The organism is Amorphoplanes digitatis (genome assembly GCF_014205335.1).
In the GTDB taxonomy this organism is placed as follows: domain Bacteria; phylum Actinomycetota; class Actinomycetes; order Mycobacteriales; family Micromonosporaceae; genus Actinoplanes; species Actinoplanes digitatus.
This window is the reverse complement of the sequence record NZ_JACHNH010000001.1, coordinates 973,890-989,388: the sequence shown is the minus strand read 5'-3', so window position 1 is coordinate 989,388 and position 15,499 is coordinate 973,890. Positions and strand designations below refer to the sequence as shown.

The window sequence follows — 15,499 nt, the reverse complement described above, 5'->3', positions numbered from 1 at the left end:
CTCAGTACGAACGCGCCAGGATCGCGATCAGGTTCGGCTCGTCGTCGGTGTCCGGCATCGACCCGTCCGCGCGGAACAGGCAGCGCACGGTCACCGCCTTGCCGTTCGCCTCGGCCTCGCCGTCCGTGCCGACCGCCGACCACGGCACCCGGGCCCAGCCGGTCTGCGCGGCCTCGATCGCGTCGCCCAGCGTCTTGACGTCGACGGTGTTGGCCTCACGGAAGGCCAGCGCGTCGTCGTACATCCGCTGCTGGTCGGCCTTCAGCGCGCTGACCACGTCGACCGCGACGTCGTCGAGCGCGATCGGCGACTTGGTGCCGTCGATGCGCCGGGCCACGACCGCGTTGCCGGCGGCCAGGTCGCGCGGGCCCACCTCTACGCGTACCGGAATGCCCTGGAGCTCGGCGTCGACCGCCCGGCGGCCGAACGGGATGTCGGCGCGGTCGTCGAGCTTGACGCGTACCCCGACGGCCTTGAGCTCTGCGCAGAGCCGGGCCGCCGCCTCGGTGACGCCCTCGCCCGCCTTGACCACCATGACCTGCACCTGGATCGGCGCGATCCGCGGCGGCAGCCGCAGGCCGTTGTCGTCGCCGTGCACCATGATCAGGCCACCCATCATCCGGGTGGAGGTGCCCCACGACGTGGTCCACGCGTGCTCGACCGATCCGGCCGACGACGAGTAGGTGATGTCGAACGCCTTGGCGAAGTTCTGCCCGAGCTCGTGCGACGTGCCCATCTGCAGGGCCTTCGTGTCACCCATCATGGCCTCGACGGTCATGGTGTTGGTGGCACCGGCGAACCGCTCACCCTTGGTCTTACGGCCCGGCACGACGGGGATGGCCAGCATGTTGACCATGAACTCCTCGTACACGTGCTTGTGGATCTCGCGCGCGTAGCGACGGGCGTCGTCCTCGGTCGCGTGCGCGGTGTGCCCCTCCTGCCAGAGGAACTCGGTGGTCCGCAGGAAGGTACGCGGCCGCAGCTCCCAGCGCACAATGTTGGCCCACTGGTTCAGCAGCAGCGGCAGGTCCCGGTAGGAGTCGACCCACTTGGCCATGAACTCGCCGATGACCGTCTCGCTGGTCGGGCGCACGACGAGCGGCTCGGCCAGCTGCTTGCCGCCCGCGTGGGTGACCACGGCGAGCTCCGGGGAGAAGCCCTCCACGTGCTCGGCCTCGCGGCGCAGGTAGCTCTCCGGGATGAAGAGCGGGAAGTACGCGTTCTGCGCACCCGCCTCCTTGATCCGGTTGTCCATGTCGGCCTGCATGTGCTCCCAGATGGCGTAGCCGACCGGCCGGATCACCATCGTCCCGCGCACCGGGCCGTTGTCGGCCAGCTGGGCCTTGGTGATGATGTCCTGGTACCAGCGGGGAAAGTCCTCCGCACGGGGAGTGAGCACACGAGCCATGAGGAGGGATGGTAGTCGCCCACGAGTGAGCTATTCGACCCATCCCCTGATAGCGGTAGGCGAAGGTGCCGGCCGTCTCCGCGACCACCGGGGAGAACCTGGAGTCCTGGTACACCTGGCTGGACGCGCCGAGCGCCCGCACCTGACGGTCTGGCTTGGTGGGTGGCCTCTTTGGTTGCGCTTGGACGGGCGGGGCCGGGGGTGACCACGCACTGCTGGTGGATCGTTTCTATGCCCGTGCGTGGTCACCCCCGGCCCCGCCCTTGCATGGGGGCCTGTTGCGGCAGGCTTTTGGTTGCTCGCCGCTGGGTGCGTGGCCGCGCCGGGCGCGCACCTTGTGGTGGGTGGTCTGGCTTCCGCGTGGTGGTTGCGGTAGGGGATCCCGGTTGGGCAGGCCGGGGTGGGTGGTGGGTCAGGCGAACGGACCGCGCCGGTTGCGGTCGGCGATTGATTGCGACGACCGCCGCGGGCTCGCTCGGCATCCGGCGGCCAGACGGGCGCCTATCCCCATCGCAACCGTCGTGCGCGCCTGAGCAACCAAGAACCCAGCGCGACAGACCCCCATGCAAGGGTGGGGCCGGGGGTGACCACGCACAGCGTAAAAACGATCCACCAGCAGTGCGTGGTCACCCCCGGCCCCACCCGTCCACCGCAACCGAACCACCGAGTCGCGGCCACCCGGCGGGGATCGCGCGGCCACCCACAGACAAGATCAGCGGATCGCCCGGCCGTTTGCAGACAAAGATCACGGGAACACCTGGCCACTTGCAGGCAAGATCAGCGGGTCGCTCGGCCGCTTGCGGACGAGGTCAGCGGGTCGCTCGGCCGCTTGCGGACGAGGTCAGCGGATTACGCGGCCGCGCAGGACGATTCGGCTTGGGGCGCGGACCACCCGTAGGTCGCGGCGCGGGTCGGTTTCGTATACGACCAGGTCGGCTAGGCCGTCCTCGACCAGGCCGGGGAAGCCGAGCCATTCACGGGCGCGCCAGGATGCGGCGGCGAGGACGTCGGCGGCCGGGATGCCGGCCTCGTGGAGGAGGAGCATCTCGTCGGCGGCCAGGCCGTGGCGGATGCTGCCGCCGGCGTCGGTGCCGACGTAGATGGGGACGCCGGCCTCGTGGGCCGCGGCGACGACGGCCGGGAAGCCGTCGCGTAGGGCGATCATGTGGTCGGCGTAGCCGGGGAACTTGGCGCGGGCCTGGTCGGCGATGCCGCCGAAGGTGCGAATGTTGATCATTGTGGGGACCAGGGCGGTGCCGCGGCGGGCCATCTCGTCGATCAGGTCGAGGGACAGGCCGGTGCCGTGCTCGACCGAGTCGACGCCGGCGCGGACCATCTGGGCGACGCCCTCCTCGGAGAACGTGTGCACGGCCGCGCGGGCGCCGGCGGCGTGTGCGGCCGCGACGGCGGCGGCCATGGTGGCCGGGTCCCAGGACGGGGCGAGGTCGCCGACCGACCGGTCGATCCAGTCGCCGACCAGCTTCACCCAGCCGGTGCCGGCCTTGGCCTGCTCGGTGACGGTCGCGGCCACGTCCGCGGCGTCGACCTCGATGCCGATGTCGCGCAGGTAGCGCCGGGTGGGCGCGACGTGGCGGCCGGCCCGGACCAGGCGGGGGATGCCGGGCTCGTCGTCGAGCTCGGGATACGGGTAGGGCGACCCGGCGTCACGCAGCGCGAGCACCCCGGCGTCACGGTCGGTGTGTGCGAGCTCCCGGGCCTGGTCCAGGCTCTCGATCGGCTTGGCGCCGTACTGGATGCCGAGGTGGCAGTGCGCGTCGACCAGCCCGGGCACGACGAAACCGCCGTCGCTGATCGTCTCGGCGTCCGCGACCGGCTCGAACGTGACCCGGTCACCGACCAGCCAGAGGTCCCGGACCTCGCCGTCGGGCAGGACTGTCCCCCGCACATGCATCGCCATGGGACAGTCCTACCCGATCATCGGCCCGCCTGTCCCGGCGGGCGTCCGAATTCGCGTCAGCGCTTGTCGTCGTCGCGCTTCGGGTTGGTGAGCTTGTTGAAGTCGAGCTTCGGGAGCTTGAAGCCCGGCGGAAGCCCCTGGCCCGGCCCGCCGCCGAGCGAGCTCGGGTCCATGCCCGGCGGTAGCTGCGGCATGCCGCCCGGGAAGCCGCCCGGCATTCCGCCCACGCGCGGCCGGTTGCCACCCTTGGTGCCCTTGCGCTTGTTCTTCGGGCTCTTTGTCGCCTTGCGACGGTTGGCGCCCGGCAGGCCCATCATGCCGCCCATCTGCTTCATCATCTTCTGCGCGTCGGCGAAGCGGTTGAGCAGCTGGTTGACATCCATCACCGTCACGCCGGAGCCGTTGGCGATGCGGGCACGGCGGGAGCCGTTGATGATCTTCGGGTTGGTGCGCTCGCCCGGGGTCATCGAGCGGATGATCGCCGTGACCCGGTCGAAGTGGCTGTCGTCGAGCTCGTCCAGCTGGCCCTTCATCTGGCCCATGCCGGGCATCATCGCCAGCACGTTCGCGATCGGGCCCATCCGCCGGACCGCGATGAGCTGGTCGAGGAAGTCCTCCAGGGTGAACTGCTCGCCACCGAGCAGCTTGGAGGTCATCTTCTCCTTCTGATCCTCGTCGAAGGCCTGTTCGGCCTGCTCGATGAGGGTCAGCACGTCACCCATGCCGAGGATGCGGCTCGCCATCCGGTCGGGGTGGAAGACGTCGAAGTCCTCGAGCTTCTCGCCCGTGGACGCGAAGAGGATCGGCTCGCCGGTGACGTGCCGGACCGACAGCGCCGCGCCGCCGCGGGCGTCGCCGTCCAGCTTGGAGAGGACCACGCCGGTGATGCCCACTCCGTCGCGGAACGCCTCGGCCGTGGTGACCGCGTCCTGACCGACCATCGCGTCGATGACGAAGATGACCTCGTCGGGGTCGACGGCGTCGCGGATGTCGCGGGCCTGCTGCATCATCTCCGCGTCGATGCCGAGGCGACCGGCGGTGTCGACGATGACGATGTCCTTCGCCGTCCGCTTGGCGTGCTCGATCGAGTCCTTGGCGACCTGCACCGGGTCGCCGACGCCGTTGCCGGGCGAGGGCGCGTACACGTCGACGCCGGCCCGGGTGCCGAGGACCTGGAGCTGGTTGACCGCGTTCGGGCGTTGCAGGTCGGCCGCGACAAGCAGGACCTGGTGGCCCTGGGCCTTGAGCCAGCGCGACAGCTTGCCGGCCAGCGTCGTCTTACCCGAACCCTGGAGGCCGGCCAGCATGATCACCGTCGGCGGCTGCTTGGCGAACTGCAACCGCCGGCCCTCGCCGCCGAGGACGGTGATGAGCTCCTCGTGGACGATCTTGATGATGTGCTGGGCCGGGTTGAGCGCCGCCGACACCTCGGCGCCGCGGGCCCGCTCCTTGAGGTTGGCGATGAACGACTTGACCACCGGCAGCGCGACGTCCGCCTCGAGCAGCGCGAGACGGATCTCGCGGGCGGTGGCGTCGATGTCGGCGTCGGTGAGCTTGCCCTTGCCACGGAGCTTGGTGAAGATCCCGGAGAGGCGGTCGCTCAAGGTGTCAAACACGGCGCAACTTCCCGTTGGTCAGAGGTGAGGAGATGACCGCAAGCCTAGCGGCCCGCCGGAACGGTCACCGGTTGCGCATCCGGTACGTCTTCGCCGCCGCCTCGATCCGCCGCTGGTTACGGGTGCCGGGGGCCAGCGACCGCTTCGCCCGGCCGTACAGGTAGACGCCGCCGCCGACCACGAGCGCGCCCACGATCAGGTACGCCAGCGCGCCGACCAGCACGTGCAGCAGGCTCACCGCGATCCAGCCCACCACGATCACGCCGGCGATCGTCGCCACCAGGTACGCGATTCCTTTGCCCATCTCAGCCTCCCGAGGAGAAATTGCCGCCGTTTCCACCATGCGCCAACGGCGCAAGTGTCCGCATCGGGGCCGACCCGTAAGGGGTGAGGTACCGCCGTTCGGCCACGCCACCTGCACAAATCCCGTATACCGCAGATAACAGGCGCCACTTCAGGCCCTTCCGCGGCTCCGGTGGCGACATGGCACAGATGTCCGAAAAGCCGATATCGACCGCAACCTTCCGATGAATCACGCCGTTGAGGCACGAGGAACCGGGCGGCTGATCAACCGGCTCGACTACATCCGGCGGAAGGACAACGGCGTGTCTCTGCGGCGGATCCTGCGACTGGCACCCTGGGGCGTCCGAGCGCGCATCTTCAGCTCCGTGCAGCGGCGGGTCCTGCCCCGGGTCGGACCCGAGCAGCGCCTCCTGCTCGCCCGCCGGATCGTGCCGCTGTCGCGCCCGCCGCGGCTGCCGATGATGCGGGTCGCCAAGGGCGCGCCGACCATGCGGGTCCGCCACGGCCGGGGCTGGGTGACGGCCCGCCGGGACGCCACGACCGGCCCGGCCCAGGTTCGCCGCGAGAACCTCGACCGCGCCGTCGCCGCCCTGGACACCTTGGGCGTCGACTGGTTCCGGGTGCCCGCCCGCACGTTCCGGCACACCGCGCTGGCCGTACCGGTGCGGGACCGGGCCGTGGTGGTCCGGATGCTGGAGGACCTGACGGCAGGCGGTGCCGGCCTGCTCGAGGTCGTGCGGCCGCACGGCCGCCGCGGCCGGCGGGCCCGGCGCGGCGCGACCATCCTGCGGGTCTGCTGGCCGGTCACCGACCCGGACGGGAACCTGGTGCTCGGACCCGACCTCGGCTGCGAGATCGAGTTCTGGCGCGAGCAGGACGGCAACCTGATCGGCCCGCGCAGCAAGGCCGACGTGGTCCCGGCCGACGAGCCGCTGGTCACCGCCCCCGAGGCCGCGTTCGGCCCGTTCCACGCGCCGGACGAGCCGGCCCGGTACCGGACCCGGGAGCAGTTCACGCTGCCCACCCCGGAGCGGGTCAGCTTCCCCATCGACGCCGTGTACACCTGGGTCGACGGCGCCGACCCGGTCTGGCAGGCCCGCAAGAAGACCGCGCTGGCCGCGAACGCCTGGCTGGACGACGCGAGCCGGCTCTCCGCCAACGACTCCCGCTACGCCTCCCGCGACGAGCTGCGCTACTCGCTGCGCGCCCTGCACTGCTTCGCCCCGTGGGTGCGGCACGTCTTCCTGGTCACCGACGACCAGGTGCCGGCCTGGCTGGACACCGATCACCCGCGGCTCACCGTCGTCAGCCACCGCGAGATCTTCGGCGCAACCGGCACGCTGCCGACCTTCAACTCGCAGGCCATCGAGTCGCGGCTGCACCGCATCCCGGGCCTGAGCGAGCACTTCCTCTACCTCAACGACGACGTCTTCCTCGGCCGCCCGGTCGCGCCGGAGATGTTCTTCACCCCCGGCGGGCTGACCCGCTTCTTCCAGTCGCCCGCGCGCGTCGACTCCGCGCCGCGCACACCCGGTGACCCGCCCGCCGACTCGGCCGGGAAGAACAACCGGGAGCTGATCAAGGCGGCGTTCGGGCGGGTGCTGACCCGCAAGATGATGCACACCCCGCACCCGTCGCGGCGCAGCGTCATCGAGGAGATCGAGAACCGGTTCGCCGAGCACGTCGACGCCACCGCGTCGCACCAGTTCCGGCACCCCGACGACATCTCGCTGCTCTCGTCGTTGCAGCAGTACTACGCGTACCTGACCGGGCGGGGCGTGTCGGGGACGATCGCGTACCGCTACAACGACCTGGCGGACCCGGCGACGCCGTTCAAGCTCGCCGAGCTGCTGCGCAAGCGCAACCTCGACGCGTTCTGCCTCAACGACACCGACACCACGGGCGTCGCCGCGGCCGAGCAGGCGGCGCTGCTCGGCGACTTCCTCCCCGCGTACCTGCCGTTCGTCTCGCCGTACGAGCTGGCCGAGCCGCGGCCCGCCACCGCGCCGCCCGCACAGCCGGCGGCGCCGGCCCGGCAGATCGGCCGGCAGGCCGGACCGGGCACGCCGGCGGCCGACGCCGCCCGGCCCGTCCTGGCCGCCGGCGCGAGCACGGGCGATCCGACCTCCACCAACACGCCCGTCGCCTGACGCGCACGCAAACCTGCGCTGTATGAAGGAGAGAACCCCTTGAGCTACGACGTCGTCATCCTCGGACTCGGATACGTGGGGCTGCCGCTCGCGCAGCAGGCCATCCGGGCCGGCATGTCCGTACTCGGCTTCGACGTCAACGCGGCGGTGGTCGACGCGCTCGGCGCGGGCCGCTCGCACGTCGACGACCTGTCCGACGCCGACGTCGCCGAGATGATCGCCGGCGGCTTCCGGACCACCACCGACGAGACCCGGATCGCCACGGCCGACGTCGCGGTGATCTGCGTGCCGACGCCGCTCTCCGAGGGTGACGGCCCGGATCTGCGTGCGGTGACCGCGGCGACCGCGGCCATCGGGCGCAACCTGCGCCCGGGCATGCTCGTCGTGCTCGAGTCCACCACCTACCCGGGCACGACCGACGACGTGGTGCGCCCGGTGCTGGAGGAGCACTCGGGTCTGGTCGCAGGCCGCGACTTCAGCCTGGCGTTCTCGCCCGAGCGGATCGACCCGGGCAACGAGCAGTTCGGCGCGCACAACACCCCGAAGGTCGTCGGCGGATTCACCCCGGCCTGCGCCGACCGGGTCGCCGCGTTCTACGGGCGTTTCGTCGAGACCGTCGTGCGCACCCGCGGCACCCGGGAGGCGGAGACCGCCAAGCTGCTGGAGAACACGTACCGGCATGTGAACATCGCGCTGGTCAACGAGATGGCCCGGTTCTGCCACGAGCTCGACATCGACCTGTGGGACGTCATCAACGCCGCGTCGACGAAGCCGTTCGGCTTCCAGGCGTTCTACCCCGGCCCGGGCGTCGGCGGGCACTGCATCCCGATCGACCCGAACTACCTGAGCCACAACGTACGCAGCAAGCTCGGCTACCCGTTCCGCTTCGTGGAGCTGGCGCAGGAGATCAACGCGACGATGCCGGCGTACGTGGCCCGGCGGGCGCAGAACCTGCTCAACGCCGACGGGCAGGCCGTGCACGGCGCCTCGGTGCTGCTGCTCGGGGTCACCTACAAGCCGAACATCGCCGACCAGCGGGAGTCGCCGGCGACGCCGCTCGCCCGCCACCTCACCGCGCTCGGCGCGAGGCTGGCCTACCACGACCCGCACGTGGGCACGTGGAGCGCCGGCGGCGTCGAGGTGCCGCGCACCGACGACCTCGAGGGCGCCGCCGCGGCCGCCGACCTGGTGATCCTCGTCCAGCACCACCGCGAGTACGACGCCGACCACCTGGCCGGGATCGCCAAGCGCTTCTTCGACACCCGGGGCGTGACCCGCGGCGACGCGGCACACCGGCTGTGACCGAAACGAGCGTCGCGGCGGCCGCGCCGGCGCATCGCGCGGGGCCCCGCCACGCCGCGCCCGGACCGGGCGCCACCCGGGTGGCCGCGCCCGCGCGGCACCGGCGGGACATCGAGGGGCTGCGGGCGGTCGCGGTGCTCCTGGTGGTCGCGTACCACTGCGGGATCCCGTTCCTGACCGGCGGCTACGTCGGCGTCGACGTGTTCTTCGTCATCTCCGGCTTCCTCATCACCGGGCTGCTGCTGCGCGAGGCCGAGCGCACCGGCCGGGTCTCGATCCGGCGCTTCTACGCACGCCGCGCGCTGCGGCTGCTGCCCGCCTCGACCGTCGTGGTCGTGGCGACGATGGTCGCCGCGGCGCTGTGGCTGCCGCCGCTGCGGCTGACCGCGATCCTCTCGGACGCGCTGCACACCACGATCTACGCGATGAACTGGCGGCTGGCCGCGATCGGCACGGACTACCTCAACGCCGAGGCGGAACCGTCGCCGCTCCAGCACTTCTGGTCCCTCGCGGTGGAGGAGCAGTTCTACCTGGTCTGGCCGCTGCTGATGCTGCTCATCGTCGTGCGCCGCCGGGGCCGCGGGCTCGGCACGGTCCTGGCCGTGCTGACCGCCGGCTCGCTGCTGCTCTCCGTCTGGCAGACCCGGCACAACGCCGGCTGGGCCTACTTCGGCGCGCACACCCGCGCCTGGGAGCTGGGCGTCGGCGCCCTGCTCGCGGTCGGCGCGGCCCGGCTGGGCCGGCTCGCATCCGGTGTGTCCCGGGCGCTGACCGCGTGCGGGCTCGCCGCGATCATGATCTCGGCGCTGGGCTACACCGCGGGGACGCCGTTCCCCGGGTACGCGGCGCTGCTCCCGGTGCTCGGCGCCGCGGCGGTCATCGCCGGCGGCTGCACGGATCAGCCGGATCAGGCGGGGCTGCTGGGGCGGCCGGTGATGCAGGGCATCGGCCGGCTCTCCTACTCCTGGTACCTCTGGCACTGGCCGGCGCTGCTCATCGCCCCGTACGCGCTCGGCCACGCGCTCGCCACCTGGGAGAACGTGGCGGTCGTGCTGGGCGCGCTGCTGCTCGCCGGTCTCACCTACGCGTGCGTGGAGAACCCGGTGCGGCACCTGGCCACGCTGCGCGACCGGCCCTGGCGCGGAATCGGCGTCGGCGCCGCGCTCTCGCTGGCGGCGGCCGGGCTCTGCGGGCTCATCGCGTTCACGGCCGGGCACGCGAGCGGGATCAGCACCTACAAGGCGGCCCCGCTGACCGACGCGCACCGGCTGGGGCAGAGCCTCGCGGCGGCCGTCGCCATGCCCGCCGTGCCGCGCAACCTCACGCCGGGGCTGGCGACGGCCGCCGACGACAAGCCGCGGATCTACCGGGAGAAGTGCGCCGGCGCGTTCGACGACGCCGAGGTCAAGACGCCCTGCGCGTACGGCGACCTGGCGTCGCCCACCACGGTGGTGCTGTTCGGCGACTCGCACGCCGGGCACTGGTTCCCCGCGATGGAGGCCATCGCCAACCAGCGGAGCTGGAAGCTCGTCATGGTCACCAAGAGCGCCTGCTCCGCCGCGGACACCCTCATCTACGAGGACGCGCTCAAGCGCGAGTTCACCGAGTGCGTCCAGTGGCGCAAGGCCGCCTGGCAGCACATCCGCGCGCTGAACCCGGCGATCGTGGTCATGGCCTCGACCGCGCCGAGCGCCGAGGCGCTCAAGGTGACCGGCACGCAGGACCAGGCCTGGGTCGACGCGTGGAAGCGGTCCGTTGACGCGGTGTCCGGGCCGGGCACGAGGGTCTACTTCATCAACGACACGCCCTGGCAGGCCGGGCCGATGCCCGACTGCCTCTCCGCGCACCTGAACGACCCTCGGGTCTGCGCCCGCAGCCGGAAGGCCGCGGTCAACGTGCCGCAGCGGCGCAAGCTGGTGATGGCCGCGGTCCGGGAGCGGGGCGCGACGGTCATCGACCCGCTGCCGTGGTTCTGCACCGCGAGCCGATGCCCCGGGATTGTCGGCAACATGCTGGTCTACAAGGACCAGCACCATATGACCACGGCGTACAGCAGATTCCTCGCACCGCTGCTGTCCGCGCGGCTGAAACCCTGACCCCTTCCGCCCCACCGGCCGGCACGCGACAGCGTGCCGGCCGGTTTGTCTGTCCACCGGCCGGGGGACGACAACCAGGCTGCAACCCCGCAGACTCTGCTACGTGCGCAAGCGCGGCCGAATCTGGGTGGCATGAAAATCGCGGTGGTACTGGCTGCCCTGCTGAGCGGTCTGCTCGCGGTTGCCCCGCAGGCGCAGGCGCGGGCATCACCGACGACGCGGGCGCCAGCGGGTACCGAGGTACTGCCGGAGACGACGACGGAGACGCAGGGCCCGCCGACCGTTGAGGTGTTCACCTTCAACGTCTGCGGCAACCTCTGCCGGCACGGTGAGGTGGCCCTCACGGCGAAGCACATCGCCGGCCAGATCCGCCGCCGGGAGACCTCGGTGGCCATGCTCCAGGAGCTCTGCTACTCGCAGTATCTCGGCATCCGCCGGCTCCTCGTCAAGCGCGGCTACTCTGCCGTGTTCGCCCGCGCCACCACCGGCGGCCAGTGCGACAACGACGACCGCCGGCACGGGCGCGGTTTCGGGGTGGCGATCGTCGCCCGCGGCACCCTGTACGGCAAGGTGGTGCGCCGGCTGCCCAGCCCGCACCCGGGGCGGCAGGAGCCGCGCGTGGCGCTCGGCGCCCGGCTGCGCGTCGCCGGCCGCCCCATCCTCGTGGTGACCACACACACCGCGCCGAGCGGGCCCAACCTGGCGCTCCAGCTGGCCACGGTCCAGCGCTGGCTGGAGCCGATCGCGGCGGGCCGGCCGGTGATCCTCGGCGGGGATCTCAACTCGCCGCCGGACAGCCTCGACCTGGTGCCCTTCGCCACGATGTTCCAGGAGGCGGACGGGCGGGCGGAGCCGCTGCCCACGTTCATCCCGAAGTGGATCAAGATCGACTACCTCTTCGGCAGCCGGGGGTTCCTCACTCCGCGGAGTGCGACAACGGCCTGCGGAGACCTATCCGATCACTGCCTGTACGTCGGCAGCTTCGCCATTCCCGACCAGGTCGGCCTCACACCGTGACCGGCGTGGTGGCACGCGAGTACGACAGCACCGTGTGCCGCCCCAGCAGTCGCTGCTCCTCGGTCAGACCCGGCACCTCGCTGATCCAGCGCTGCACGGCCTCCCGCTCCTGCTGACGGTTGGTGTCGTCGAGGATCACCGTTGCCGTGCCGGCGAGCCGGCCGGCGAGCACCGACAGGGCCGGGTACCGCGCGTCCGGGCCGGTGGCGGCCGGCGGGCCGTCGATCAGCAGCAGGTCGATGTCGCTGAGGTCGGCGAGCTGCTCGACGTCGTACCACTGGTAGGGCTTGCCGTTCGCCGTCACCTCGCGCAGCGGCGCCTCCCGCACCTGCACCACGTCGTCTAGCTCGTGCGCCGCGATCAGCGCCCGGGTCTGCCGTGCGTAGCCGGGGTCGTGATCGATGGAGATGAGCTTGCCGCCGTGCTCGGCGAGTGCGTAGCCGAGCCAGACCGTCGAGGTGCCGCTGCCGAGCTCGACGACCAGCTGGGGCCGGCGGAGCCGGACCAGGTAGAGCAGGTCGAGCAGGTCCGTCGGGTTCAGCGCGAAGTCGCCCGAGGACGGCATCGGCGCGCGCGGCGTGCACTGCCGGAACAGCTGGAACATGGCCTCGATCTCCCGGCTCTGCGCGCGCAGCAGCAGGTCCGTGCCGTGCCCGCTCTGCCGCAGCCCGCGGGTGACGGTCCGGGTCAGGTCCTGGTGCCGGTCACCGGCGGTGACCCGCTCCTTCTCCACGGTGGCGACGACCCGCCGCTGCAACTGCTCCATGATCAGGCGCAGCTCGCGGTTCGCGTTCTGGTTGGCCCGGTAGACGCCGCTGATCCAGCGCGAGAGGTGCAGGATGCCCAGCAGCACGCCGAGCAGCAGGCTCGCCAACAGCGACAGGGCGATTCCCTGGTGTCCCGTCGCGGCCGCCGACCAGACGCCGAGACAGCACACCGAGAGAATCGTGAGGATCACGGTCTGCGGGCGCGTCAGGCTCCGCACCCGCACCGCCAGCCGACCGACGAACCGGACCAGGCTGCTCATTCAAACCTCCAGAATCGGGCGCGCCACCGGGCGCGGGACAACACCATCGCCTAACGCACGCGGCGACACCGCCGTTACGGCCGCAGTCAGCGCACGGTGCCGGTGGCGGCGTGCCCCGCCGAGCGCTGCGCCGGGGCCGCCGGGCGTGGCGCCGTGACGATCCCGGCGATGCGGTCGACGAAGAGCTGCGGATGGTGCGCCTTGGCGACAACGGCCCGGGCCCGCTCGCTCTGCTCGGCGAACAGGTCCCGGTCGCGGCGGTAGCGCCGGACGGTCGCCGCGAGCTCCTCCGGCGCGCAGTAGACCGCCGCGTCGCCGAAGACGGCCGCGTGCCGTTCGGGCATCATCACCACGCAGCCGAGCGCCGCCGCCTCCAGCGCCGGGCGCGAGAACGTCTCGATCCGGTCCGGGCTGGGGAAGTGCAGATAGAAGTCGAGCTGGTGCACGAACGTGCGCAGGTCCAGGTCGGCGGCCTCGAAGACCAGGTGGTTGCGCGGGCCGCCGAGCCGGTACCCGGTACGCGGCCAGTCGGGCAGCCGCAGCCGCACGTCCCACTCCTTCAGCGTCTGATAGACGACGAGCGCCGACCGCGCGTCCCGCGGCCACACACCCTCGTCGCTCAGATCCGTGCCGACCACGCCGGGCCCCGCCGGGGACTTCCGGCTCGCGCACCACCGTTCGCCGTCGACGACCACCGGCAGGTCGTACGGCGTCAGCTCCACGTTCTCCGCCCGCAGCACGACCCGGATCTGCGGATCCTGCGGGCACCACACCGGTTCGGTCCCGAACAGCCGGAACGCGGCCCGGGAGCAGTCCTCGGGCGAGTAGCGCCGGTCGGTGTCACCCCGCCGCTCGGGCGCCTCGTCGGCCACCACCATCACGTGCCGGGTGCGCAGCAGACACGGTTCGCCGGGCGGGAACTGGAGCGTCGCGGCCTGGCGCACGATGACGAGCTCGGCGCGGTTCTCGTCGCCCGGCAGCACCTGTTCGATCCGGCCGTCGTTGACGAGCTGTTGCACCGGCCCGCAGAGCGGCCACCGGAGCCGGGCCGGCGGCCGCATCGACTCGAACTGCATGATCCCGACGCGCAGCCCGCGCGCGACCAGCGCCCGGATCTCCTCCAGCGCCGACTGCTGGGTGCCTTGCAGGAAGCGCCAGTCGGCGACCATCACGACGTCGAACCCGGCCCGGCCGGACTGCTCGCCCCGGGCCAGCCGCAGGTGGTCGGGCACGGCGAAGGGCCGCGCCGAGCCGTCCCGCGGCCGGTACGGCTCGGCGGAGCGGGCCGCGATCCGCGAGTGCCACCGCAGGTAGGCCGAGGCGTACGCGGTCCGCGCCGGGTGCATCCAGTACGCGCCGATCTCGGAGCGCGACAGCGAGCCCAGCGACCGCCGGATCAGCGCCAGCGGCGCCGACTCCAGGTGCAGCACGGCCGACTCGCCGAAGACGGCCCGCATCCGGCCGATGTACTCCGAGTCGGCGGCCTTGCGCACCGGGTCGAAGTAGCCGATCCGGTCCATCACCTGCGCCCTGCGGAACACCAACGAGGACGGGTTGAACCGGCTCCGCCGCACACCCGGGCGGGTGACCAGCAGGTCCTCGGTGACCCCGATCCCGTCGGAGGCGGTCGCGACCAGTCGGCGGTCCTCCAGCAGCGGCCGGATCTGTAGCTCGAGCCGGCGCGGGTGTGACCAGTCGTCGGAGTCCTGGAACGCCACGAACTCGCCCTCGGCCGCGTCCATGCCGGCGTTGCGCGCCTCGTAGGTGCCGCGGTTGACCGGCTGGCGGACCAGCAGGATCCGGCCGCCCAGCGCGACGGCCCGGGCCAGCACCGGCTCGTACTCCGGCGGCGAGGCGTCGTCGACGATGATCACCTCGACGTTGCGCCAGCTCTGGTCGAGGATCGAGCGCACCGCGGTGATCAGGCCCTCGTCGGGTCGGTACGCGGTCACGATCACCGAGACCCGCTCCGGCGCCTCGACCCCGGGCACCGCGCACGCGACGGTCAGCCGGTCGAACGGCACGACGCCCTCGTCGTGTGCGAGCGCGAGCGGCGGGTCGGGCATCATCGTCCGGAACGCGGTGAGCCACGGGATGACCGGCTCGTCGCCCGCGAACGGGTTCGCCAGGTCGAGCTCGAGATCCGTCCGCACGCCGTCGCTCACCTGCCGGTACGCCCGCAGCAGCGCCCGCGCGTGCTCGGCGCCCTGCCAGGCGAAGGCGAGCTGCGCGTGCAGGCCCTGATGCGCCGACGGCAGCGCGTCGGCGCCGAGCGCCTCCCGGATCAGGTCGTAGAGGGCCAGCGCGTCGGTCCGATCCTCGGGCAGCATCTCCTGCTGCGCCAGGACCTGCGCCAGCCCGGCGAGCACCGTCGGCTTGACGTCGCGCCGGCGCCGCCGCAGCCATCGGCTGTCGCCGGCCCGGGCGGCGTCGAGCAGCTCGGCGTAGGAACCGCTCTCCTTCAGGCCGGAGCGCGCCAGCAGCCGGCGCGCGTCGAGGGACCTGATCCGGATCGCCGTGGGCGGCAGCGCCGATCTCACGTGGTACTGGGCGATTCGCAGGTAGTCGTCAAGCAGACCGGGTGTCTCCCCCATGCGGCAACAGACCTCTTCACGTACGCCCTGGATGTCGATAGGGCCAACGTCAACAGAGCGATCGAGGT

The 15,499-nt window shown here is 72.0% G+C and carries 10 protein-coding genes; 4 read left to right on the top strand and 6 right to left on the bottom strand.

Annotated features, from left to right (window positions below; translation table 11 throughout):
- Position 1: 1 nt before the first annotated feature.
- The 4 genes from proS to BJ971_RS04565 form a co-directional block, all read right to left on the bottom strand.
- The gene (gene proS, locus BJ971_RS04580; RefSeq protein ID WP_184990102.1) at positions 2–1,408 is read right to left on the bottom strand and encodes a proline--tRNA ligase; all 1,407 of its coding nucleotides are present in this window, start codon (positions 1,406–1,408) and stop codon (positions 2–4) included.
- An 841-nt stretch (positions 1,409–2,249) separates the two neighbouring features.
- Positions 2,250–3,326 (bottom strand): amidohydrolase family protein, encoded by a 1,077-nt coding sequence (locus tag BJ971_RS04575; RefSeq protein ID WP_184990100.1) that lies wholly within the window; start codon positions 3,324–3,326, stop codon positions 2,250–2,252.
- Positions 3,327–3,382: 56 nt separating this feature from the next.
- Positions 3,383–4,942 (bottom strand): signal recognition particle protein, encoded by a 1,560-nt coding sequence (gene ffh, locus BJ971_RS04570; RefSeq protein ID WP_184990099.1) that lies wholly within the window; start codon positions 4,940–4,942, stop codon positions 3,383–3,385.
- A 64-nt stretch (positions 4,943–5,006) separates the two neighbouring features.
- Entirely contained in the window at positions 5,007–5,246 is a 240-nt protein-coding gene (locus BJ971_RS04565) for a hypothetical protein (RefSeq protein ID WP_184990098.1), read from the bottom strand.
- 223 nt (positions 5,247–5,469) lie between these two features.
- Between BJ971_RS04565 and BJ971_RS04560 the strand changes: the two genes are divergently transcribed.
- From BJ971_RS04560 to BJ971_RS04545, 4 genes are all read left to right on the top strand, one after another.
- Positions 5,470–7,395, top strand: coding sequence for a stealth family protein (locus BJ971_RS04560; protein ID WP_184990097.1), 1,926 nt, complete (start codon positions 5,470–5,472; stop codon positions 7,393–7,395).
- 39 nt (positions 7,396–7,434) lie between these two features.
- Positions 7,435–8,697, top strand: coding sequence for a nucleotide sugar dehydrogenase (locus BJ971_RS04555; RefSeq protein WP_184990096.1), 1,263 nt, complete (start codon positions 7,435–7,437; stop codon positions 8,695–8,697).
- Positions 8,694–10,793, top strand: coding sequence for an acyltransferase family protein (locus BJ971_RS41955; RefSeq protein WP_239087777.1), 2,100 nt, complete (start codon positions 8,694–8,696; stop codon positions 10,791–10,793). Before BJ971_RS04555 ends, BJ971_RS41955 begins: the two co-directional genes overlap by 4 nt.
- A gap of 132 nt (positions 10,794–10,925) precedes the next feature.
- The gene (locus tag BJ971_RS04545) at positions 10,926–11,810 is read left to right on the top strand and encodes an endonuclease/exonuclease/phosphatase family protein (RefSeq protein WP_184990095.1); all 885 of its coding nucleotides are present in this window, start codon (positions 10,926–10,928) and stop codon (positions 11,808–11,810) included.
- Here the strand turns inward: BJ971_RS04545 and BJ971_RS04540 are convergent.
- Both BJ971_RS04540 and BJ971_RS04535 read right to left on the bottom strand, forming a co-directional pair.
- Positions 11,800–12,837, bottom strand: coding sequence for a class I SAM-dependent methyltransferase (locus BJ971_RS04540; RefSeq protein ID WP_184990093.1), 1,038 nt, complete (start codon positions 12,835–12,837; stop codon positions 11,800–11,802). The genes BJ971_RS04545 and BJ971_RS04540 overlap by 11 nt on opposite strands.
- Before the next feature lie 86 nt (positions 12,838–12,923).
- Positions 12,924–15,431 carry a glycosyltransferase family A protein gene (locus BJ971_RS04535; RefSeq protein WP_184990091.1) on the bottom strand — a complete coding sequence of 836 codons (2,508 nt, stop codon included), beginning with the start codon at positions 15,429–15,431 and terminating at the stop codon, positions 12,924–12,926.
- Between the last annotated feature and the right edge of the window lie 68 nt (positions 15,432–15,499).

Coding starts and splice junctions, on each gene's coding strand:
- proS (WP_184990102.1), bottom strand. CDS start 1,408: ATGGCTCGTGTGCTCACTCCCCGTGCGGAGGACTTTCCCCGCTGGTAC.
- BJ971_RS04575 (WP_184990100.1), bottom strand. CDS start 3,326: ATGGCGATGCATGTGCGGGGGACAGTCCTGCCCGACGGCGAGGTCCGG.
- BJ971_RS04565 (WP_184990098.1), bottom strand. CDS start 5,246: ATGGGCAAAGGAATCGCGTACCTGGTGGCGACGATCGCCGGCGTGATC.
- BJ971_RS04560 (WP_184990097.1), top strand. CDS start 5,470: ATGAATCACGCCGTTGAGGCACGAGGAACCGGGCGGCTGATCAACCGG.
- BJ971_RS04545 (WP_184990095.1), top strand. CDS start 10,926: ATGAAAATCGCGGTGGTACTGGCTGCCCTGCTGAGCGGTCTGCTCGCG.
- BJ971_RS04540 (WP_184990093.1), bottom strand. CDS start 12,837: ATGAGCAGCCTGGTCCGGTTCGTCGGTCGGCTGGCGGTGCGGGTGCGG.
- BJ971_RS04535 (WP_184990091.1), bottom strand. CDS start 15,431: ATGGGGGAGACACCCGGTCTGCTTGACGACTACCTGCGAATCGCCCAG.